17 protein-coding genes and 1 pseudogene are annotated in these 21,299 nt (G+C 68.0%); 2 read left to right on the top strand and 16 right to left on the bottom strand.

What is annotated here, in order from left to right:
* Nucleotides 1-9 precede the first annotated feature (9 nt).
* Both Asi03nite_RS10795 and Asi03nite_RS10800 read left to right on the top strand, forming a co-directional pair.
* Complete coding sequence (locus tag Asi03nite_RS10795) at nucleotides 10-2,874, top strand: BTAD domain-containing putative transcriptional regulator (RefSeq protein ID WP_203678570.1); 2,865 nt, start codon at nucleotides 10-12, stop codon at nucleotides 2,872-2,874.
* Between the two features lie 62 nt (nucleotides 2,875-2,936).
* A complete protein-coding gene (locus tag Asi03nite_RS10800) occupies nucleotides 2,937-4,142 on the top strand; it encodes a hypothetical protein (RefSeq protein WP_373872102.1) in 1,206 nt (401 codons plus the stop codon).
* A gap of 84 nt (nucleotides 4,143-4,226) precedes the next feature.
* On the opposite strand, the pseudogene Asi03nite_RS10805 reads toward Asi03nite_RS10800, so the two are convergent.
* The 16 genes and pseudogenes from Asi03nite_RS10805 to Asi03nite_RS10885 form a co-directional block, all read right to left on the bottom strand.
* A pseudogene (locus Asi03nite_RS10805) lies at nucleotides 4,227-4,490 on the bottom strand (transposase family protein); the annotation flags it as partial.
* A 506-nt stretch (nucleotides 4,491-4,996) separates the two neighbouring features.
* Nucleotides 4,997-5,224 (bottom strand): hypothetical protein, encoded by a 228-nt coding sequence (locus Asi03nite_RS10810; protein WP_203678574.1) that lies wholly within the window; start codon nucleotides 5,222-5,224, stop codon nucleotides 4,997-4,999.
* Nucleotides 5,225-5,468: 244 nt separating this feature from the next.
* Nucleotides 5,469-11,564: an RHS repeat-associated core domain-containing protein gene (locus tag Asi03nite_RS10815; RefSeq protein WP_203678581.1), complete on the bottom strand. Its 6,096-nt coding sequence runs from the start codon at nucleotides 11,562-11,564 to the stop codon at nucleotides 5,469-5,471.
* 529 nt (nucleotides 11,565-12,093) lie between these two features.
* Entirely contained in the window at nucleotides 12,094-12,267 is a 174-nt protein-coding gene (locus Asi03nite_RS10820; RefSeq protein WP_203678749.1) for a hypothetical protein, read from the bottom strand.
* A 280-nt stretch (nucleotides 12,268-12,547) separates the two neighbouring features.
* Nucleotides 12,548-13,198: a hypothetical protein gene (locus tag Asi03nite_RS10825; RefSeq protein WP_203678583.1), complete on the bottom strand. Its 651-nt coding sequence runs from the start codon at nucleotides 13,196-13,198 to the stop codon at nucleotides 12,548-12,550.
* Between the two features lie 220 nt (nucleotides 13,199-13,418).
* On the bottom strand, nucleotides 13,419-13,967 hold the full coding sequence (locus Asi03nite_RS37750; RefSeq protein ID WP_239102597.1) for a hypothetical protein: 549 nt from the start codon (nucleotides 13,965-13,967) through the stop codon (nucleotides 13,419-13,421).
* Between the two features lie 110 nt (nucleotides 13,968-14,077).
* Nucleotides 14,078-14,590, bottom strand: a complete 513-nt coding sequence (locus Asi03nite_RS10835) for a hypothetical protein (protein WP_239102598.1) — start codon at nucleotides 14,588-14,590, stop codon at nucleotides 14,078-14,080.
* Complete coding sequence (locus Asi03nite_RS10840; protein WP_203678585.1) at nucleotides 14,587-15,057, bottom strand: hypothetical protein; 471 nt, start codon at nucleotides 15,055-15,057, stop codon at nucleotides 14,587-14,589. The genes Asi03nite_RS10835 and Asi03nite_RS10840 overlap by 4 nt, the downstream gene beginning before the upstream one ends.
* A gap of 14 nt (nucleotides 15,058-15,071) precedes the next feature.
* Nucleotides 15,072-15,401 carry a hypothetical protein gene (locus Asi03nite_RS10845; RefSeq protein WP_203678587.1) on the bottom strand — a complete coding sequence of 110 codons (330 nt, stop codon included), beginning with the start codon at nucleotides 15,399-15,401 and terminating at the stop codon, nucleotides 15,072-15,074.
* Nucleotides 15,398-16,057, bottom strand: coding sequence for a hypothetical protein (locus Asi03nite_RS10850; protein WP_203678751.1), 660 nt, complete (start codon nucleotides 16,055-16,057; stop codon nucleotides 15,398-15,400). Before Asi03nite_RS10850 ends, Asi03nite_RS10845 begins: the two co-directional genes overlap by 4 nt.
* A gap of 70 nt (nucleotides 16,058-16,127) precedes the next feature.
* Nucleotides 16,128-16,703 (bottom strand): hypothetical protein, encoded by a 576-nt coding sequence (locus tag Asi03nite_RS10855; protein ID WP_203678589.1) that lies wholly within the window; start codon nucleotides 16,701-16,703, stop codon nucleotides 16,128-16,130.
* Nucleotides 16,704-16,939: 236 nt separating this feature from the next.
* Nucleotides 16,940-17,932 carry a DUF932 domain-containing protein gene (locus Asi03nite_RS10860; protein ID WP_203678591.1) on the bottom strand — a complete coding sequence of 331 codons (993 nt, stop codon included), beginning with the start codon at nucleotides 17,930-17,932 and terminating at the stop codon, nucleotides 16,940-16,942.
* Between the two features lie 178 nt (nucleotides 17,933-18,110).
* Nucleotides 18,111-18,680, bottom strand: coding sequence for a hypothetical protein (locus Asi03nite_RS37755; RefSeq protein WP_239102599.1), 570 nt, complete (start codon nucleotides 18,678-18,680; stop codon nucleotides 18,111-18,113).
* Nucleotides 18,677-19,354: a hypothetical protein gene (locus tag Asi03nite_RS37760; protein ID WP_239102600.1), complete on the bottom strand. Its 678-nt coding sequence runs from the start codon at nucleotides 19,352-19,354 to the stop codon at nucleotides 18,677-18,679. Before Asi03nite_RS37760 ends, Asi03nite_RS37755 begins: the two co-directional genes overlap by 4 nt.
* 79 nt (nucleotides 19,355-19,433) lie before the next feature.
* Nucleotides 19,434-20,480 carry a winged helix DNA-binding protein gene (locus Asi03nite_RS10880; protein ID WP_203678593.1) on the bottom strand — a complete coding sequence of 349 codons (1,047 nt, stop codon included), beginning with the start codon at nucleotides 20,478-20,480 and terminating at the stop codon, nucleotides 19,434-19,436.
* 378 nt (nucleotides 20,481-20,858) lie between these two features.
* On the bottom strand, nucleotides 20,859-21,212 hold the full coding sequence (locus tag Asi03nite_RS10885; RefSeq protein ID WP_239102601.1) for a hypothetical protein: 354 nt from the start codon (nucleotides 21,210-21,212) through the stop codon (nucleotides 20,859-20,861).
* Nucleotides 21,213-21,299 lie beyond the last annotated feature (87 nt).

The following is a 21,299-nucleotide window of genomic DNA, read 5'->3' on the forward strand; positions in this document are numbered from 1 at the left end:
GCACCGGGTATGTTCCGCGCCTTCGCCGCCCTGGGCCGCCTGCTGCGCGTCCTGGTCGCCGCCGCCGTGTTACTCGGCTTCGTCGCCGGAGTGCCGTGGCTGCTGATCGCCTCGGCCGGATGGCCCTTGGACTGGCTCGGCTGGGCGCAGTTCGGCGCAGCGCCCGGGGTTTCCGAGCTGATGACGGCGATCACGAGTCTCTGGTCGGATCAGATGATCGTGGCGCTGCTCGCCTCGATCGGCTGGGTCCTGTGGGCCCAGTTCGTCCGCGACACCGTCATCGAAGTGATCGAGGCGTCAGCCGCCGCGACGGCCAACCGGCACGGAAAGCTCCGGCCGCCGGTCTCCGGGCGCGGCCCGATCCGATGGGTCGCGGCCGTGCTCGTCGGCGCGATCATCGGCGGCCTGCTGTTCGACGTCACCCGGACCGCTACGGTCGGCGGGGCCAGCGCCTCCGCAGCCGCCGCCGATGTTGCCGCGCACCGGCCCGCTGTCGCCGTCGCCCCGGCACACCCCGCTCCTATCACAGCGACGGTTTCGCGCCCCCGCCCCGCGATCACCGTTGCCGCCGCCACCGCCCGGCCGGTGACCGCGCACACCGATACCGGCATTCCGGGATGGGCGCGTGACGCACCGGGCGGCGTGCACCACGTCGTCGAGGGCGACAACCTGTGGGACCTGGCCGAGCACAAGCTCGGCGACCCGCACCGGTGGCGCGAGATCTACAAGCTCAACCGAGGCCATACGCAGGCCAACGGCTACGCGCTGCGAGACCCCGATGAGATCCACGTGGGCTGGGTGCTGGCTCTTCCCGCCCGCGACAACGCGCCAGCCCACACCAAGCCCGCCACACCACCAGCCAAGCCCGCCACCACGCCCGGCCCGACCGCCACCGAGCAGCCCACCACCGACGCGCCGAAAAACACTGGCTCCCCGGCTCCGAGCGCCCCAGCACCGAGCGGCGGCGCGAGCACCGCGCCGGCCGCGCCCACCTCTGCGACGACGTCGGCGACCCCGGCTCCAGCACAGACCAGCAGTCCCGCGACCGCCGCACCGCAAGCCAGTGCCTCCTCGGTGGCTGACGACGATGGTCGAGACCGCGAGGAGATCGGGATCGTCCTCCCGGCACGGGGGTGGGTCAGCCTCGGCCTGGCCGCGCTGCTGGCCGCCGTCGCTTCCCTCGTCCGGCTGCAACGCCGCCGCCGTGCCCGGCTCGCCGTGCGCACCCCGGCCCGGATCGAGCCGCAACCGGCCCCACTTCCTGAGTCTCTGGCCCCGATTGAAGGCGTAGCCGACCGGCTGCCGCGCTCTGAGGATGCCCAGCGGCAGCCGATCGCGCCTGCTATCGCCGCGCCCATCGGGGTGGATGCCGCCGGGGTAGAGGTGAGCCTGTTCGAGGTGCCCGGCCGCGGCCTCGCCCTGCACGGCGAAGGCATGGATGCGGCGGCTCGTGCCCTGCTAAGCGCTGTGCTCGCCACCGCCGCCCCGAGCACCGAGGGCCGCCCCATCGTGATCACCACGGCGCAGACTCTCGCGCGCCTGCTGCCCGATGGTGCCCCGCTGGTGGGGCTGGACCCCGACGGGACCAGTTACGACGGAGAACGGCTCGTCGTGCTCGCCGACGCCGCGGCGGCCGTCACCCATGCCGAAGAGGAAATGATCCTGCGCCGTCGTTTGCTCGACGCCTTCGACGCCGACAGCGTCACCGACCTCAACGCCCGCAGCGACCACGCCGAAGCCCAACCGGCGTACGTGCTGCTCATCGAGGCGAGCCCCCGGCACGCGGCCCGCCTGCTTGCCGTCGGCGCGCACCGCACGGCCCTGCACTTCCACCCGGTCGTCCTCGGCGAGTCGGAGGGCATGACCGCTGTCGAGGTCGCCGCCGACGGCACCACCGGCGACGAGCAGCCTCTCGGACTGCGCCGGCTGTCCACCCTCGCCGCTACCGACCTCGCCGCCGTACTCGCCGCGCTGGCCGACATCACACCCCGGCCCGAGCCTGGGCACGACCTCGACGACCCAGCCGGCACCGACGAATACCCCACCACGACATCGGCCGAGACAGCCGCCGACCAGGCGGAGTCCGTACCGGCTCAGACCGTTGAGATCAGCGCACCGGTACGGCTACAGGTGCTCGGCCCGGTCCGGATCACCACCGGCTCCGGGCCGATCACGACGGGGATGCGCAGCGGCTCGTACACCGTGCTCGCGTCGCTCGCCGTGCACCCGGCGGGGCGCAGCCTCGAACAGCTTGCCGCCGACCTGCACCCGGACACCGACCCGGCGACCGCAGTCAAACGCATCCGCACTGACATCAACACCACTCGCCGCGTGCTGCGCTCCGCCACCGGCAGCGCCGAGGAAATGTTCGTGGTCTACGACCCGGCGACCGGCCGGTATCAGCTCGACGCGCAGCTGTTCGCCGTCGACTTGTGGCAGATGCTGACCGCGATCGAGCGCGCCAGCACCGCGCCCGACGACGCCGCCGCCCTGGCCGCGCTGCGCGAGGCCGCCGACCTGTACGGCGGTGACTTCGCCGAGGGCCAGGACCGGGCCTGGATCACCGACTACGCGGGCAGCTACCGGCACCAGATCCTCGCCGTGTACGCGCGGATCGCCGAGATCATCGAGATGGATCAGCCGGAGCAGGCCATCGCCGCCCTGCAACACGCTATCGATCTCGACCCGATCAACGAGGAGCTCTACCAGCGGATCATGCGCATCCACGGCCGCGCGCACCGCCCGGACGCGGTCCGGCAGACGCTGCGCCGTCTGGAGGAACGCCTGGTCGACCTCGATGCCGAACCCTCGGACGCCACCCGCCGCGTCGCGGAACGGCAGTTGCGGCCCGTCACCAGCGGAGGTCACCGATGACCGGACCCTTGAGCAACGGCACGGCCAACGTCCACGCCACCGTCGAGCATCGCCTCGCGCCGCTGCTCCCCCAACCTGCCGGCGCGGCGCACGAGCCGAACCGAGACCGGCCGGGCTCGTGGTCGCCGGCGCGGTGGGCGTACTCGTTCTATGCCGTCGCGGCCACCGGCGCGGTGATCGGCCAGAGCTGGGTAGCCCTCGACCACATGCCGTGGCCAGCCCACATGCCGGTCTGGACCCGCGTGCTACTCGTGCTGCCCTTCGCCATATGCCTGGAACTGCTGGCCATGGTGCTCGCCGCGATGGCCGACGAACGGATGCGCCTCGGCGAGCACGCCTACGGCTTCCGCGTCTTCTCCGCCATCGTGGCGGTTGTCGCGGTCGGCATCCAGATCGCCGGACACTGGCCCGACCTCTACTGGTCCAGCGTGTTCGGGCTGCTGTCCAGCTCGGCGTACCTGCTGTGGCTGCTACACGCCGCCGCCCGCCGCCGCGACGCCCTGCGGGCCTCGGGCAAACTGCGAGACACCGCCCCGGACTACGGGATCTGGCGGCGCATCCGCCATCCCGTCTGGACAGCCCGTGCCGCCGAACTGGCCCGCGAAGGCCGCACCGACGACACCGGCCAGTGGCGACCCCTGAAACTGTACGAATCGCTGCGCGCCGCCGAGCTCATGCTCGGCGACGAGAAACGCCGTCCCGCCATCGCACACGCCGTCAAACGAGTCGTCCGCACCGACCAGCGCGACCCATACATGGCCGACGTCGCGGTGAGCACCCTCGACGTGGACCGCCTCGCCGAGGAACTGGCCGCTCGCGTCGATTACAAGTCGTGGGCCGACCGGCTGACGCCTGCAATCACGCCACCCACGGTGCCCTCCACCCGTGCCGGCACGCACCACAATTCCGCGCCGCCGGACGCCGATCCTAAGACCGAGGAGCCCGGATCGCCCGAGGCTGAGTCCGCATTGCCGGATCAGGCCAACGACCCGGAATCGGACCGGCGGCCCGAGGCCTGCACAACCGAGGAACCGGACGAGGACGACGATGCTGCCCTGTCCGAGGACCTGGTGCCGCTCCTGCCTGCGGCACGCGCCGCCCGAGACCAGCTGGTCGAGACAGGGCGCACTGTCAGTCGGGACGCCCTGGCCCAGCAGATGCGCGGCAACGGCTACGCCATCCGCAACAACCGCGTATCCGAGCTGCTCATCGCCCTGCGCAGGGAGGCGAACACAGGCAGCGGCGACCACCTGAAGGCCCCGGCGTAACGGAGCTTGCCAGTCCGCGAGCGCTAGGCACGCGCATGATGAGCTCCGGCGGCGGCCCGGGGTGCGGGCATGCAGCCAGGCGGCGAGAACGGTGGTGAGCAAACTGTTGTCGAGGAGGGCCAACAGCGGCCAGACGGTGCTGCCCACCGGCACGCCGCGGGTGAAACCGAGCTCGACTTTAGTGTGTTCGTCGAGGTCATGCAGCCAGTCGGTGATCGCGGCAAACGATGAGGCGCCGGCCATGACCACGCATACGGCCACCGCCAGCAGCGTGGACAGCGGATAGCGCACACCGCGCGGGTCAGGAACCGGCGGTGAGGACGTCCAGCAAACCACCGTGTTCACCATCGGTGACCGGCACAGCCGGAGTGAGCGAGGTGGGTGCTGTTACAGCGAGTACGGGGATGAGAGATGACGCCATCGGCGGGTGGGGTCTTCCTCGGTGTCGGGAAGCGTCGCAACTCCATGATCACCGATGTGACCTCACCCGCTTTCTTTCGCCTCCATAGAGGCCGGTCGCCCATCAAATTCCCTGGTCACAGCCTCGCTACCCCACTACGCAATAGCCTGGTTCTTTGCAGGGAGCATCCCCAACTCGTGATCGCTCTCCACAACGCGATGCGTCCCTTGTCTGCGATATCAGGAAGATCGGCTGCACCCCGATCAACAGCACCCCGCACGTCAAGGCCGTGGGCGACAGCGCGTACCGCGTTGAGCATCCCGAACTGATCCGCTGAACTTGCCTGAGCTGAGATCAAACGACTATTCAACCCGGCCACTCGCATCTGGTGCCAGCCTGACCAACGCAGGTGGTGGCCGGCCGAAGTACGGCTACCCTACTACCAAGTATTGGATCAGTGCTTTGTCGTCGAACCTTTCCGGATTTTATGAAGCTGCACAAAAATGATATACCCTGCAGGGGCCGCCAGGATCGCCGGGAATAAATCATCATCCGCGTCCGCCAGAAACACAATCACTACCAAAATTCCCATCCAGGCCAAGGAGGCAAGTATAAGAATAATTGCTTTCAGCTTATTTTTAATTGGCCGCCCTGAGGGGCTCAAGGATGGCATTTGACTCATTCGGGTGCCCTCACCTTCTTAGGTCAGCTAAATCATCAATAGTAGCGCAGTGAAGTTTACCGGCAATGATTTTGCGGCGCGCCTGTTGCCGAAGCATCAGTGGCTTAGCAGCTCTGCCGCCGGTAGAAATATTTGACTAAGCGAGGCCGAGGAGCCGCGACGGCGGCAATATCTACCGTCGCGGCTCCCAGGCTACATCAGTTCCGAAAGAGTGCCCGACGCACAGCGCGGGAGACCCCCAAGGTTATCGACAGCCCCAGAAGGTTACCCTCTTTCGCTTAAATAGGGTATGCCCGTTGGTGTTATTCCAGATGTGACTGACGATGTAGGCGCCCCGATTCCTCTTGCAATAATCACCGTAACTTCCTTTAATTTCTTCATTAATAATGTAAACGAATGTGGCCATGAAACCTAGTTCAATTGCAACCGGGATGGTCACACCGCCGAACAGAGCTGCAATGGCACTTCCAACCAGGCCGGCCAGGAGGACATTACCAGCACTTGTGATGGCTCTAATGGTTCTGTGCCCGACATCGCAGCGAGCCTGAAAGTTGTAGGCCCAGCCAGCAGGAACATGAGCGTACCTCTTTTTCTGCCACTTGCACTGCACCGACCATTGACCCGAGATATCGCTGCAGTTGGCGGGGTCGCCAGAACAGTAGTCATACGGATTGGCGTTTCCGCCGTAGATGGGGTCAACTGAAAGGAATCTTCCAGTCGTCGGATTGTAGGTCCGGACGCCCATGGAGATGAAGCCCCCGGTGTTATCGGCCGCTCGCTGCTCGTTGCCGAGGTAACCGTACTTGGGCGAGGTTCCGGTAACCGGCACTCCGTAATCGTCGGTCACGTAAGTTGCGGTGAGTCCGACTGTCCCGTTGACACGCGTGGCCACGACATCGCCGTGCAGGTTCGTGATCTGCCACAGGACGGTCGAGCCGGCGCTGTTGTAGATGGCTGCAAGACCGTCTAGGCCGCTGATGACGCGGGTGTATCCGCTCGTTGATGCCGTCCACGACGGGTTGTCAGTGTCGTCGCTGTAGTGGTTGATCGACGTGGCGGTGGTGCCGTTGTCGGCAGTGGTGCTCGACCGGAATCGGTTGGTGAGTACATCGAGCTCGTTGGTGTTGGACGCCTGGCCTCGCGTTATGGCGCGGGTCATGTCGTTGGTGTAGTAGTCCAGCGTGACAGCGCCGCTGCCGCCGGTGGTGTCGGCGCCGGGCACTGTGAGAGTGCGGCCGAGGTTGTCATAGTTGTAGCCGGTGTTAGTGACGCGGTCAGCGGAGTCATAGGACCAGTCTTGGGTATTTGCCACGTTCGAGTATTGGCAGCTTCCGTCCGCCGCAGCGTTGTAGGTACTCTGCGAGGTGCGATTGCTGTTTTTATCGTGGTTGTAGAACCGCACGAAGCAGCCTTGAGTAGAGACACTCTGATCGGCTTCGACCAAGCGACCCGCATTGTCATAGGCATAGCCGCTGGACGACATCGTGTCGACGTACCACCGTGTTCGTCCGTGGGCATCTACACCAGTCCAGTCTCCATAAATCTCCGTGCCGTTGCTTTCCTCGTATTGGATGCCATTTTTAACGCCGTCTTCGGCGTAGTAGTGCTTGACGACGACGCCGTCGGGGCGAACCTCGCTGCGCAGTTGCCCGTCAGAGTCGTACGTGCCGGCGAAGGTACCTGCCTGGCTGTCCGTTACGTTGATGATCAGACCTCGATTGTCGTAAGTGTAGGTTTGGGTGCCCTTACCATTGCTCACACTGACTTCCCGCGAGGCAATGTCGTAGGTGCGCGTGGTCACTGCGCCGTCGGCGTCGGTGTACGACGTAACCCGCCCCAGAGTGTCGTAAGCACGGGTAACCTGTGCAACAACCGTGCCTGAGGTGTTGAGCTGCTCGGTGCGCACCGGCTGTCCGCTCGCGGCGTCGTAGACGAGGCGACGTGTGCCAACCGCGGTGCCCAGCGAGGAGTCTCCGGAGACTGTCTGCGTGGCTGGTCGGCCTGCTGCGTCGTAGGTGATAGTGGTGGTCCGGACCGTCCCCGAGCTGTTTCTCTCTACCGTCTTAACCGGCTGCCCGAACATGTTGTAGCTGGTGAGTGTCTCAGGTAGTTCAGAGCCGGAATCGGCTTGCGCGGCCGGTGTCACCAGACAGGCCAGGCCCGCCCATTCCGGGGTGTTGTCGCATTCGTCGACGCCGGATCCGGTCCCGGCACGGTAGTAGACGACCTTGCGTGTGGCCGCTGTGCTGCCGTCGCCGGCGGGCAGCGTGGTCGAGGACGTCTGGCCGGTCACGGAGTCATACGTTGCTCTGGTGGTCAGGGCCAGACCGTCCGGGTCGACGACGGTGCTGATGGGCTGCCGCAGGTCCCAGTCGTAGTAGGTGCGGGTGGCCTGGCTGTCCGCGTCCACCGCCTTTCCCTTGCTGTCCCAGTACCGCACCGATTCCACCTGCGTCGTGACCAGGTCATAGGACTCGCCGGAGGCGGGGGCGTCCTGGTCGTAGGTGTACTTGGTGTGGCTCCGGCCTCGGACTTCAGATCGGTCGTTCAGGGAAACGTCGTGTTCAGGACCGAACTCGTCGGTGACGCGCTGTCCATCGCTGCTGTACTGCGTGATGGCGGACAGGTTCGCGGCGAGTGTGGCCTCAGCGCTGGCGGTGTCGGAAGCCGATGCCCACAACGCGCGGTCCAGGTTGAGAGGGCTGAGCTCCTGCACCATGTTGCCGTAGGCGTCATACCAGGTGGCAGACAGATGCTGGCCCGGTTCCAGGATGTTGGTCTCGCGGGCGTTGCCGTCGAGGTAGGTGACGGTTGCGTGCTCCCAGTTCGAGGGCAATGCCCCGGTGGCCTGGTTGCCGCCCGGGACCTGTGTCGCAGGGAAGACGGCGGTGGCGTCCACCGGGGTCACGCTTTGCCCCCACCGCGCGGTGTTCCCTGCCGACAGGTCGAACGGCGCGCTGGAACCTGTGGTCGGCACCTTATAAACGACGGTGGCGACTGCGTTTCCGGCGCTGAGCGCCGACCGGCTGATCTTGTTGATACGGCCCTTGCCGGCGTCACCGGGAACGGTGGTATAGGACAGCTGCCAGGGCAGCTCGCCTTGCGGTGTGACCGTGTTGAGGATGCCGTCGGTGTCGTAGGCGTACGTGGTCGCCTGGTGTTCGGTGCCGTTGAGGCCTGCGTAGTCCAGACGAGGGTCCCACGCGGCGTTCAGCCGCCCGTTGGTGTCATAGCTGTAGCGAGCCAGGACGATCGTGGTCATCGTCGATGTAGCCGGGTTGTACGCCGTGTACGCAAGCTCCTTGACACGGCCAAGGTAGTCGCCCGGCACGGACGCGGTGGCGGTGGTGCTGGTCGCGTAGGTGTAGGTCAGGGTCTTGCAACCACGCGTGGTCAGCGGGCTGCTGCTGCAGCTGACCCCGGCAGGCGCCGGAGCGACCGCACGAACCGGGCGGACGACCGTGCTGCCGCTGACGGTCGTGTTCTGCCAAGTGATTGCCGTGCTGGCACCAGTCCCGCCGGTGACCGACGAGGACGGGGTGTAGACCCCGGCCGGGTCGGTGCTGCTTCGGGTAAAGGTGGTGCTGTCACCGTCTTGCCCGGTCAGCACGTAGCTGTTCGAGGCACTGAAGTATTCCAGCGCCAGGTCGGCACTGTCGGCCTCGCCCTCGAAGGTAGCACCGGTCGAGGTCGTGGCCTTCTTGGTGAAGCCCAGAGTGCCGCCGTCGGGCAGGCCTACCTGGACGAGGCTTCCGGTCACCGTCACGTTGCGGTAGGTGTCACCGGTCGGCACCTTCAGGCTGGAAACCCAACCCGGGCCGAACAGGGCGTCCGACACACCGGACTGGCGTGTGTTGTAGACCCGCGTGACACCCAGCCCGCCAGCAGCGCTGGCGTCATTCTCCGGAACCATGGCGTTGCCGGTGAGCAGGTTCACCTCGGCGGGGCCGATGCTGCTGGTCGGAGCTTGAGCGCGGCTGCGGTCGAGTTCGAACCGCACCGGCTGGCTCTGCCCGGCTGTGCCGCCGCTGAAGGAAGCACGCACCTGCAGCGGCCCGTCAAGGGCGTCCGGGCCGGCCTCGGCGGCGTTGACTGTGGTCTCGACGTTCCAGTTCAACGGCGGGAAGGTGCCGCTTCCGCTGGTGGTGACCGGCCAACTGACCGCACCGCCGGAGGTGGTGGTGACGTTCCCCGTGGGGATCGTGGTCCAGGCGTCGGTCTCGCTGCGACGCCACTGGTAGGTCACGCCCGTGGAGGTGGATCCACCGGTGCTGCTCAGGACGGCCACGCCTGCGCTGAGGTCGTTCTCCATCGGCGACGAGATGGCGCCGAGTGCGCTGCCGACGGTGAACACGTAGGAGGTGATGGCGGACAGGTTTCCTGCCCGGTCACGCGAGCGCACGTAGAGGGTGTGGTCACCAGCGGTCGCCGGCGTGATCGACACCGAGGCACTGCCGCCGATGGAGCTGGCGTTGACCACCGTGGTCGGCGGGTTGGTGTCCAGGCCGTACAGGAAGGCCGCGACGTCGCTGACACCGTTCGCGGCGAAGCTGAAGGCGCCTGGAGCTCCGGCGTTACCGCCGCCGCCACCAGCTGGGAAGGTTGACGAGGACACGGTCGGAACCGCGGTCGGAGCCGTCGTGTCGATCGTGAACTCGCAGTACGACGACCAGGTTCCGTTGACCGTGCCATCGTTGCCTGCTACCCGCCACGAGTACGACGAGCCGTTGCCGAAGGCGCCAGCGGGCACCGCCGCGCTGACCGTCGCCCCGGACGCTGCGGTGGCCGTCGTAGTACCGCCGATCTTGGCCCCACCGACGGCGTACCACTCGAACACACCTGCGACCGGACTGGTCTCAGCGTCCGAGACCACTGCCTTCAACGTCGGGGTAGCCGAGTTGATGTAGGGACGGCCCGCGCCGGTGACGCAGCTCGAGGACGGGCTGGTCGAGCGTGCACCGAGTACGGGGTAGGAGTTGTAGGTGACGTACATCCAGGGCTGGCCGGACGTCGCGTTGCCGGAGCGGAGCCGCTTGAAGTAGCGCACGTCCGTCTCGGACGGCGCGATCAGCGCCATGCCGACCTGGCCACTGGTGGTGTTCGCCCAGGTCTGCGCCAGCTGGTCGAGCCCGTGGTCGGGCGTGCGGATGTAGCCCTCTTCGGCGCAGGACGGCCCTGCCATCGTGCCGTCGGTTGCCCCGGACTTGGTCGCCGCGACTGTCGGCTGCGCTGTCCAGCGGGTCGCCGCGCTGGCCAGGCCCGCGGAGTGGATATTGATCGCCCGGATAGCGCAGGTGGACGAATAGGAGTTCCACAACCCCATGTGTGCTTCGACGATCTGCTTGCCGCGTAGCGGTGCGGGATCCCAGTTGATAAAGGAGCGGGCGGGGTTGCCGCTGGCGTCCGTGCCGACCACGAGCTCGGTGCTCGTGGAGCCATCGGTGGTCATGCCGTTACGCACGTACGTGTCGAAGGTACCGTGCAGACTGACGTCCGGATCGACTGTCACCGGGTACTTCGTGGCCGGGTCTGCCAGGAACTTCATGTCGGGTTCGAGCGTGACGTCAACGCCATAGTCACGGGGCGTCAGCGTGAAGCTCACGTTGGCCGTGTGGGTGGGCAGTTGAGACACGGCGTCGAGGTCGGAGTCCCACATGGAAGGAGCCGCCATGGTCCCGACGACCTTGCCGGCCTTGTCGACGAACTCCGCACCGCCACCGGCAGCGGCTTTGCGCGCGGTCAAGCCGGTCAAGCGCAGCGGCACCGTGTAGGAGATCGGTGTGCTCGGTTTCTGCTTGAGCACCATGTGCTGCTGGAAGCCAGTCGCGGTCAGCTGCACCTGCACGTCAGTGCCCTGGGTCACGTCACGGTAGGTAGCTGTGTCGTCTTGCAGAACCGGCTTCGGCAGTTTGCTGCGCCATCCGAGCGTCAACTCTTCGCCACCTGGCCGCTTCGCGTGCACGAGCGGGCGGTCGCCGGACTTGCCGGCGCTGGCCGGGGTGTCTCCGCCGAAGAGCGCAAGGTCCGAGGACGGAACCGTCGCTTGTACCGTTCCATCCGCCTTCGGCTGCAGTACAGAGTTGATGTCGACCCATTTGTTGCCCTGCTTGACGTGTTGCGGGCCGGCAAAAATCTGAGAGGTCAGCGTCCCGTCAGCATTGGCCCAAGTCGTCGAGGTCTCCGTGGTCGCATTTGCCACAAGGATCCGCCCGCCGCAAAGCCGCGCGGTGATCAGCGCCGCCGACTCGTCCGCAAGCGATGACGGGCATGCCGGCGCCTTGGGCTTCGCCTCAGCTGCGGCGGCAGGCAACGACGGCACACCGACGAACGCCAAGGTCAAGGGCAGAGGAAGACCAATAGAAAGCATTCGAGATAAAGGCGATTGTGGCTTCCGCCACAATGCCCCGCCTCTGCGCGAACGCGCAGAAAATCGAGACACGTGTCCTCCCGGGACGATTGCTGGTTTTCCGGCGAGGAATTTATAGCTCCTCGGAAAATCTGGCAATCTCCTGAAAACTTCTCCACAGCGATTTTGTGCCGCGAAAACACCAAGATCACCCGTGTCCAGATTCGATCGTTAAAATACAACTGAACAGCCAGGTAATCGAAGTGACCCGGCAATAAGCTCGCCCCACGATCAGCCAACACTCGCCCATCTGGCAGACCTGAGGTCCAAACGGTTGAGATGCCTAGCGGGCCAGAGAGCGTTTGGATAGTTTTTAGGCATAGGGCAGCTGTGCACTGCACAGCTTATGCGGCATTTGCGCCTAAATCTACTGATTCGATCGCGCAAAGTGTAGCCGCACGGCGTCCCAGGGCCATTGCGTAGTCTGATGACAGGCTCTGAGCTGCGTATTCGCGGGACAGGGTCATTGCGTCTCGATGTAACTACTGGTCACGGCGTCGATGAGGTCGTGTGATCGGCGGTTGGCGCAGGCGATGTTGGTGCCGCCGTTGACGCGGTGCCAGCCGGCCAGCACAGCGCTGAGCAGGACGGCGTCGAGGCGGGTCAGCAGCCGCCACATCGTCGTGCCGGCCGGCACGCCTCGGGTGAACCCGACCTTTTGGGCTGGCCAGCCATTGCGCGGCAAGCTCGAGCGCCGGCTTCACACTGGCGGCAGCGGCGGTAGGGAGACGTGCCGGGTCACCTGCTCGTCCGTCACAAGTCCTGGCGGGCGGGCCGAGGGCCCCATTGCGTGGGTGTAAGACGCCCTCGACCCGTAGGTCACCCTACTGTTGGCGCGGGATAGGGCTCATATGCCCGCGAGCCGCGTTGGCTGCGGTGCCGCGTCTTCGTCCGGCGGCGTCGTTATCCTTCCGCGTCTAACCCGGTTGATCGCCTTCGGCGGCGGACAGCAGTCGTCGGGCGGTGCGCGGGACGATGCCGAGGCGGCGGGCGAGTTCGGCACCTAGGCCACGCCGATCTCGTCCCGCAGCCCTTGCCTCGGCGAGAAGGTCGGCGGCGGCTTGCAGGCGGGGGTCGTTGGCGTAGGGGTGGGGTTTGCGGGGGCCGGTGGTGCGTGGCGCGTGACCGGTGGACTGGCGGCCGGTGCGGGCGTCGGCGTGTGCCCATACGGTGCGCCGGTACCAGAACCGCCGTCTTCGGCCGTCGGACAGGATTTCGACGTCGTCCGGGTGCTCGGTCAACTCGTCCGGCAGGTTGCGGTACGAGCTGTAGCCGAGGATCCGTGCGGCTTCGCCGGAGGTCACCAGTTCGTTGGGGTCTCCGCTGCGGTCGACTTCCGTGAGGATGGCGAGCTTCGCGGCTTTATGCGCGGTGTGGAAGGCGTCGATGTCGTCGGCCCAGAACCATTCGCGGCCGGAGGCGTCGGTGAAGGCGTCCGGGAAGCCGAACCGGGCTCGCTGTTGGATCCAGTTGAGGACGGTGGTGCGCGCCGTGCCGGTGTGCGCGGCTACGCCCTCGCGGTCGAGGGCTACACGGTCGTTGAAGATACGGCGAGCCACGATGGTCATTGTCGCGGGTCTCCGGGTCGCGAGCGCGCTGACGGTGCCGGAACGGCGTTGATGCCGGGGATAGCATCGGCGGCACGCTGCTCCGGGTCTTTATGGCTGCTGGTGGCCGTGGGTGGCTTCGGACGGCGAGGCGGCCGGTCGGGGATTTGCGCGCGCTCTCCGTCGAGAGCGTGCCCTGACCGGCCGCCGCCGAGCCGTGAATCAGCGTGCCAGGGGTGGGTTACTCGGGCGTGGGATTCGTTCTGGCGTCGTGCTGTGCACTCGCGCTCGGCGATTGCGGCGGGGCCTGCCACACGCCGAGCGGGTGCTGTGGGGTGATCCGATGGCGGCCGGGTTGGAGCGTGTCGAGCACGGTGCTGTAGTTGCCGTGCAGGTGGCCTCGCACGTTCGCGAGCTTCTTGCCGCGCGTGCGTTTGGCCGGCATGGCGTCGGTGACCCGGGCGATCAGGCCGTAGAGGTCACGGTCCTCGATCAGGTTGGCGCAGCCGTCGCAGGCGCCCCATCGTTCACCCCAGATCTGCACCGGGCCGAGGGCCGTCTCGACGCTGCGGGTTCGGGCGGCGTGGTGGCGACGTTGGTAGTCGCCGACGTCCACGGTGCGCCGGGTGACGTACCGGACGTCGCTCTCCTGGTCGGCGCACACGTAGATCCAGGCCGCGTCCGGGCCGGAGCAGAAGTCGCACTCGATGATCGGGTTCTCGATCTCGGTTACCGGCGCCGGCCGAGCCGGGTGGTCGACCTCGCCGCCGCGGACTTCGGCCGGGTGCAAGAAGGTGAGCGCACCGCTCGTCGATTGGTGGCGGTGTAGTGCCCGGCGGCAGGTGCGGCAGTGGAAGGGCATCTCGCCAGGCGTCGGTGACGTCCAGGCGGGGGTGAGGGTCATCGGGCTGCTCCGACCCGCTCGGCGTTCAGGATGTTCCAGGCCAGCGACGCCATGAGGGTCGGCGGCAGGCTCGCGATCTTCACCTGTGTCTTCGGAGTGGCGGCGTCGTAGACGGTGAGGATCGCGGAGGGGGTGGTGGCGTCCACCACGACGCCGTCGATCTTGCGGGTGTCTCCTGTTGCCGCCTCTCGCAGCGGCTGCATGATGTGCGGGTCGCCGGTGCTGGCGTCGTCCGGGATGAGTTCGGTCTCGGCGGCGTCGGGGCAGTCCGGGAAGGTGACGAGGCTCGATTCGCCGGTGACGCCGGTACCCGGCCCGTCGTCGGCCCCGCATACCGCGCCGGGGTGCCGGGCGGCTCGGCCGTGCGTCCAGGTCGCTTTCACGGGTACATCTCCTCCCTGTCCAGGTCGAGGCGCAGGTGGACTCTCGTCGTAGGGCGCGAGGTCGTCGGTCGTGGTCGCCACGCCGCCGGGCTGCGGCGGCCGGTGGGTTGAGGTGTCGGCGGTCATGCCTGGTCGCCTTCTTCGGCGGTCGGGTGTTCGGGCTGGCTTTGGTTGTCGGCGTTCGTGTCTCCGGGGTGGTCTGGTCCGTGGTCGAGGTCGGTGCCGAGGTAGGTCCGCGCGGTTGCGGTCAGCTGGTCGAAGAGGGCGCTGAGCTTGGCGTTGAGCACGTCGTGTCGTCCGGCGTTGGTGATCGCCTGGAAGAGCAGGACGCGGACGGAGGTGAGGTCGGCGATGAGGTCAACGCGGCTGAAGGCGTCGGTGATGACGGTCAGCTCGTGGGCCCCGTACCACTCGGTGCTGCCGTCGCGGTACTCGACGCGGTACCGGTCGCCCTGCTCGATGTGCGGCTGACGGTAGACGCAGGTGACGACGCCGGGCCGCTGCTCGAAGGGTTCGAGGCCCTGGCTGGTCACGACGTCGTGCAAGCGCGGCAGCGGCTCGACGATGATGGAGTCGATCAGGTCGAAATGCATGAAGGGACTCCTCCTTAAAAGAGGTCGTGGTCGAATTCGCCGCAGCCGTTGACCTCGAAGGCGATGCGCTGGTCGGCGGTCTCGGTGGTGTCGACGTGCAGGTAGAGGGCGTCGGGGCGGCGTTGCACGGCGATAGAGGCGCCGTGAAGGTCGAGGACCATGTAGTCGCTGAGGTCGCTCGACGTCGGGTAGACGCGCAGGTTGAGATCGCGCAGTACGGCGGCGATGGCCGGAACGAGTAGCGCGGCGGGATCGTGTGCGGTGAGCGCGTCGATGAGCCGGGCTCCGTCGAGGTAGTGCTGTATCTCGCCGGTCCCCTCGTGTGTCTCGGCTGAGTCGGTCATCGAGTCCTCCTCGTGCCGGCCGCGGCGGGGTCTCCGGTCGGGAGGCGCTCGGGGAATGGCGGGAGGATCGGGGTGAGCTGGGCGTGCGAGTCGCTGTCGGAGACGGCGGCGCAGGCGATGAGGGCGGCCCCGGCCGCGATGGCTTGCGCCGGGGTGTAGCGCACTCGTACCGGGCGGCTGTTGTCGCTGGTGATGGCGCGAACGTCGACGACGCCGCGCCGCCAGGTACAGACGGGGAGCCGCGTGTCGGGAACCGCCTTCACGGTGCCGGTGGCCAGCGCGTCAATCGCGGTCAGGAGTGCGGCGCTGCGCCGCAGCGTCTCCTCCCCGGCACGGGCCGCGTCCGCGTCGGCGCGCTCGCGGTCGTCCCCGTCGACTCGCTGGGCATGTGCCTTCGCCTGCTCGGTGAGGGCGTAGGCGGCGGCGTACTGCTCGATCAGCAGGGCCAGCTTGCCGCCAAGATGCTGCGCTCCGAGGTTGCTGGTCGAGTCGTGCTCGACTTCAGCGGCGGCCGGTGCCGGGCTGGAGGCGTCAGCGTCCTCGGTGATGAGGGGCCGGAAGAGGGCGTCGAGGAGGTCGGCCGGATCGATGCCGTCGGCGTGAGCGCGACGCGAGAGCGCGGTGAAGGCGGTGTCAGGTATGGCAATCAAAGGCATGAGCTATCTCCATGGAGGTGATGGCGCGGCCGTGACCGGGTGCCGTCGGCCCGGCCGCGCCGATGGCGGGTCAGCGGGTCGCCGGGTATGCCACGGCGGCGGGCGGCGGCGTGCCGGGCACCACCGGGGCCGACCCGGTGCCCCGCAACGGGGACGGGACCGGGGCCGGTGCCGAGGTGGGAGCGGGCGACGAGGGCGCGACCGGAGCCGGGTGCATCGGCGTGGCCTGATCGGTAGGGAGCTGCGGCAGCGCCTCGGCGACCTTCAAGCCGGAGCGGTCGAGGCTGATCGCGGCGTACGCGGTCAAGTGCGCGCCCACCGTCAGGGCCTGCGCGCCGGTGAGTCGCAGCCGCACGGAGTTCGCTCGGTCATCGCGAGCGTGAATGGCGACCTCGCCGGTCGGCAGCGGCTGCACCGGCAGGAACGCCTCCGCGCTCACGTCGTCCGGCACGCTGTCGGCGAGCAGGTCCACGAGTGCGGCGTAGTGCCGTTGCGTCACCTCGTTGGCGTGCTGCGCGCGGGCGTACTGGGCGGCGTGGACCTCGGGGGTGGCGGCGGTACGGGACCGCTCGTACGCGACCTGCGCGTCCGCCCACGTTATGCACAGGTTATTGATGACGGCGAGGATGTCGTCTCGGCTGGTCATGGTGCGGCTCTCCCTGGAAGGCGAGATCGTTCGAGTCAGGGGTGAAGGCGTCGGCACCGGCGCGGCGGTGTACCGGGGCGGTATCGCCGGGGCGGGCCGGTGCCGCATGGGGCGCGGGCCGGGGGTGGTCGGCGGCCGGGCCGGTGCCGCGTCCGGCGCGGCATGGCGGACGGTGTGCGCGACGCCGGCCGGGACCGGGGCCGGGTGGTGGCGGCCCCGGTACCTACGGCGGTTCATCAGACCGTGAGCAGCTCGAACGCACGGCCCTTGATGTCCGTGCCCGCGCTGGTCAGCGCTCGGGTCGCGCGGACCTCGTCGCTCTTGGCCGGGGCGAAGTGGTCCAGGTACTCGGTGATCGCCTGGTAGCCGGCCCACCGGGTGCCCTTGATCGCCTTCTGCGTGTCCGCGTCCCGGATGAGGTAGCGCAGCGTGCTCATCCGCTGCTTCGCGCTGTTCTTCGTGACGTCCGAGGCGTCATCAGCGAGGGGCCAGACCTGGGCGACGATCTTCTCGAACTCGCCCATGGTGAGCGTCTCGTTGATCATCTTCTCGGCCTCGGCCTCGGCCTCGAACGCCGTGAAGTGCTTCCACACCAGACCGATCGCCTCGCGCGCCTCGGAGATCTTGGTCTTGACGTTGGAGGTGTGCCGGAAGGTGTACGAGCCCTTCGACCGCTTATAGGCCATGCGCTGCGTGTTCGCGCACACGATCCGGACCGGAGTGGCGTCCACGCGCAGCGAAGCGGTGCCGTCATGGCTCGTGGTAGCGGCCAGATAAAGGTCGATGTCGTCAACCCCGGCCACCTTCATCGCCTCCGGCAGCTTCATGGTGACGAAGACACTCTTGCCGCCTCGCATCGAGCCGGCCGTCTCGAAGTGGGCGCCCGACTCGTCGACCAGGAGGTTGAGCACCTCGGCGACTTCCTCGTTCTGCACGCAGGTGTAGTCGTCGCCGACCACCCCGAGGTACTCGGTGGCCCCGGTCTGCGGATTGGTCCGCACGGTCATCCACTTGTCCGGCGAGTCGATCCGGGTGATGCCGTTCTCGGTGACCTCCATGCCGGACAGCGCGATCTTGCGGACGTTCCAGCCGCCAAGCCACGCCTGCTTCATGGCCTCTTCCGCGGTCATGCAGCCCTCGGTGATCTGGCCGAGTCGGTGCCAGGCCGACACATTGGCCGAGGCGAAGGCGGTCTGCCCGTTGGCCAGAGTTTCGAGCTCGTGTGCCATGACTTGTGTTCCCTTTCCGTGCTGGTGAAATGGGGTGCGGCACGCCGCCGAGGATTTGCGACCCCGGCGGCGTGCGGTCAATGTCAATGTTTCCTACCCAGACGAGTGGTTCAAGGCCGCCGGCTGGAGTCGATCGAGGTTTCTCCAGCGAATCTGGCGACCCCGCACGGCGTGGCCACTACGGCGCACCCGCCGGGCCGGATAGACGCCCGTCCGGGCCGTACAGGTAGGTGTGCGCGGTGCGGAACGGGGCCGGTAGGTACACGGTGAACCCGGCGGCGGGCACCATCCGGTAGTGCCGGGTGATGCCCAGGGTCCACCCGGCGGGTTTGTCGCCGTGCGACCCGGGCGGGATCACGCCCGCGCCGGGCCGGTCGGCGCGGACGCGACGGTGCCGGGCAATCGCGATGTGCGGGCACAGCGTCAGTGCCGCGCGCATGCAGTCGGGGTGCCCCGGCGGGTCGGTGAACCGCAGCAATTCCGCTGTGCGCGGCGTGCCGAGAAAAGCCACCCAGTAGCCCATAGGGTCTCCGCACAGCGAGCACCGGCGCGCGGCGGCGAGTTCGGTCGAGGTCACCGTGTTGATCGTGGTGAAGTCCACGCGCGGGCCGATGTGGCCGTCCGGGGACGGGTGCATGTTGACCGGCGGGATCGGTAGGCCGCGCCGCTCGTCGTGGGGCCGGGCGGCCAGCGATGCGGGCATGTCCGGCGGGGTCGGCTCGGCGGGGGTGCCGGGGTGGCCGGTCACGCCGCGCCGCCTTCTGCCGGGCCGCGCCGTACGTCGGTGATGACGAGACCGGGGTTGACGGTCAGGATCAGCGGGCGGGCCGCGTCCCACTGTTGCGGGGTGATCCGGGCGGTGACGGTGTCGAGTCCGGCGGCCTCCATGACGGCCTGTTGCATCGCGGCGGAGTCGGCGTGGTCGAACACGGCGACCATGTCACCGCCCGCGACGAGGTGCACGAGGCCGTCCGGCGGCGGCGTGGCCGGGTCGGTGATCGGGTCGGCCGGTTGTGAGCCGTGCGGGCCGGGGACCGGGCATAGCGGGGTGCCGTCCTGGTGCGATGCGGCCGGGCGCGGCATGGCCTCGGGCATGGGCGGTTCCGACGGGGCGACGGTGCGGGCCGGCTCGCCGCACTCGGGGCATCGCAATAGGACGGGGCGGGGCTGGGTGTTCATCGCGTGTTGTCCTTCCGGGGTTGTCGTGGGATCGGCGGTTGCCGGGGTGGCGTCGGCCTGCGATTCGAGTTCGTCGCATACGTCTTGCGCGGCGCGGCGGGTGCGGTGCGCGTCGTCGGCCCAACCGCCGAGTTCGCGGTCCCACACGACCCAGCGCCGATCACCCTTGCGGTATCCGTTGAGTCGACGTACCTCGTAGCGCCGGGCGCGACCGGGGCCACGGCGGCGCGGTTGCGGGGTCATGAAATCTGCCTCCGTCCGGGATGGGGATTGAGTGCTGCCCGGGGCCGGGCGTGATGCCCAGCCCCGGTGGGGTTTGCTGTCAGGCCGCGTCGGCGGCGGGGGTCGTGTCGGCGCTGTCCGTGCCGGTCACGTCGTCGCTGGCGTCGCTACCGGCCGCGCCGTCGGTGTCGGTGTCGTCGGCGGCCGGGGTGGTCACCGGCGGGGCCATGAGGGCGCGGACATCGGCGGCCGGGGCGGGGGCGTTGTCGGCAACGGCGTACGTCTCCGGGGCTACGCGGGTCATGATCAGCACGCCGCGCGTGGTGAGCTTGCGCTGCGCGTTCACGATCGCGCCGGAGCTGCGCCCGATCTCCTTCGCGATCGCACCGGGGGTCAGCTCGTGGGCGGGGCCACGGTCGCGGTGGAACGCCTCCACGATGCGCTCCAACTCACCCTTGGCCAGCTTCGGCGCACCATCGGTGTTGACCTCGGCGGTGACACGGGCGGGAACTCCGGTGGTGCGCCGCAACGCCGACACACGGCGGATCTTGCGCTCGTGACCGCACGTCGGGCACGCGATGCTGGTGGGCGCGTTGGCCGGGTCTACCGTGGCGAGGTCGGTATTCTCACCGGGCACCCACAACTCGGTGCCGTCGGGCGTGATCGGCAGGCGGCGGGCGGCACCGGCGACCTCCATAGCGGCGAGGATGACCTCGCCCATGGCGACCGACAGGCCGCTCTCGTCAATCGCCGCGTCGGCGGTGATGCCGTCCTCGTGGTCGCCCAGCACCCCGGCCATGATCATGACCTTCAGGTCGGGCTTACGCGGGGCGACCGGCGGGGCGGACACCGGGGCCTCCGGCAGCGCCGCCTCGTCCGCCGGGGCCGGGGTGGCGTCGTCGGCCGGGGCGTCGGTGGCCTCGTCCGCCGGGGTGACGGGGTGCCAGGTGTCGGCGGTCTTGCGGCCCTTCGGGTCAGGCTCGCGGCGGGCGGTGCCGTCGGCTTCCATGGTGGCCAGGGTCTTCGAGACCACGGTGACGGTGAGGCCGGTGGCGTCGGCGAGGTCGCGGGTGGTCATGCCGTCCGGGTAGCTGGTCAGGGCGGCGGTGATGGACTCGACGGCGGCCGGGGTGGCGGTGGTGGTCATGGCGCAGGAACCTCCGGAAATAGGGATGGGAATAGCGTTCCCGCAATGCGCGGTGCGCTTTTGTTTGGTGGGGCGTTTTGTTGCCCACGTCCATGGACGCTCCGCACCAGGGGAATGTCAACCCCCGTTTTCAAGACTCTTTGCGATCCGGCGACCGATACCCAATTTGCCTCGGTTACGTGCCGACAGCAGGCAACCGGAACCGCATTTAACCGGCCTACCGTGGCCGCTCGCCGATTTCTAGGCCGGGGTGGTAGCGCGGTCAGGGTTTCCCGTGTCGGCGCGCGTAGCGGGCCATGGGCGGGCGGCCGGGAATTGGTCGGAAAACGCACCGCGCGCCCGGCCATTGGCCGGGCGCGCGGTGCGGGGCCGGGCAAGTCAGTGTGCGGCGTTGATCATGGCGGTGAGTCCGTCGGTGATCGCGCCCCACCGGTCGGGGCGTACCGGTTCGGTGTTGATGCCCGGCAACAGAATGTGGTGCGTGATGCCGCACCGGTCGGCGGCGAATGCGGCTCTTTCACCAGGCAGGATGACCGCGTATCCGTACACGTCGGCGGGGAACAGGACGGGGTGACGGCCGATCAGCGCGGCCACGGCCGCCAGCGCGGCGGGGGCGGTGTCGGCGGTGAGCGGGCCGCCGGGAACGGCCACCGTTTCGCCGGTGACGCTGTCACCGTCCCCGGTCAGGACGACCAGCGCGGGGGCGTCGCACGTGGCCGCTACGACTTTCACAGCGGCTCGAACGGGGCTGATAGCGATAGCGGTTCCGGCAGTGTTCGTCATTTCCGGCTTCCTTTCTGGCGGGAATTGCTTACGCGT

It is taken from the genome of Actinoplanes siamensis, from assembly GCF_016862395.1.
Lineage (GTDB): Bacteria > Actinomycetota > Actinomycetes > Mycobacteriales > Micromonosporaceae > Actinoplanes > Actinoplanes siamensis.

What these genes read in the sequence shown, in the direction of transcription:
- Asi03nite_RS10845 (WP_203678587.1), bottom strand. Translation starts at nt 15,401, where the DNA reads ATGACCGACTCAGCCGAGACACACGAGGGGACCGGCGAGATACAGCAC.
- Asi03nite_RS10850 (WP_203678751.1), bottom strand. Translation starts at nt 16,057, where the DNA reads ATGCCTTTGATTGCCATACCTGACACCGCCTTCACCGCGCTCTCGCGT.
- Asi03nite_RS37760 (WP_239102600.1), bottom strand. Translation starts at nt 19,354, where the DNA reads ATGACCCCGCAACCGCGCCGCCGTGGCCCCGGTCGCGCCCGGCGCTAC.
- Asi03nite_RS10795 (WP_203678570.1), top strand. Translation starts at nt 10, where the DNA reads ATGTTCCGCGCCTTCGCCGCCCTGGGCCGCCTGCTGCGCGTCCTGGTC.
- Asi03nite_RS10860 (WP_203678591.1), bottom strand. Translation starts at nt 17,932, where the DNA reads ATGGCACACGAGCTCGAAACTCTGGCCAACGGGCAGACCGCCTTCGCC.
- Asi03nite_RS10880 (WP_203678593.1), bottom strand. Translation starts at nt 20,480, where the DNA reads ATGACCACCACCGCCACCCCGGCCGCCGTCGAGTCCATCACCGCCGCC.
- Asi03nite_RS10835 (WP_239102598.1), bottom strand. Translation starts at nt 14,590, where the DNA reads ATGACCGCCGACACCTCAACCCACCGGCCGCCGCAGCCCGGCGGCGTG.
- Asi03nite_RS10855 (WP_203678589.1), bottom strand. Translation starts at nt 16,703, where the DNA reads ATGACCAGCCGAGACGACATCCTCGCCGTCATCAATAACCTGTGCATA.
- Asi03nite_RS10810 (WP_203678574.1), bottom strand. Translation starts at nt 5,224, where the DNA reads ATGAGTCAAATGCCATCCTTGAGCCCCTCAGGGCGGCCAATTAAAAAT.
- Asi03nite_RS10840 (WP_203678585.1), bottom strand. Translation starts at nt 15,057, where the DNA reads ATGCATTTCGACCTGATCGACTCCATCATCGTCGAGCCGCTGCCGCGC.
- Asi03nite_RS10825 (WP_203678583.1), bottom strand. Translation starts at nt 13,198, where the DNA reads ATGACCATCGTGGCTCGCCGTATCTTCAACGACCGTGTAGCCCTCGAC.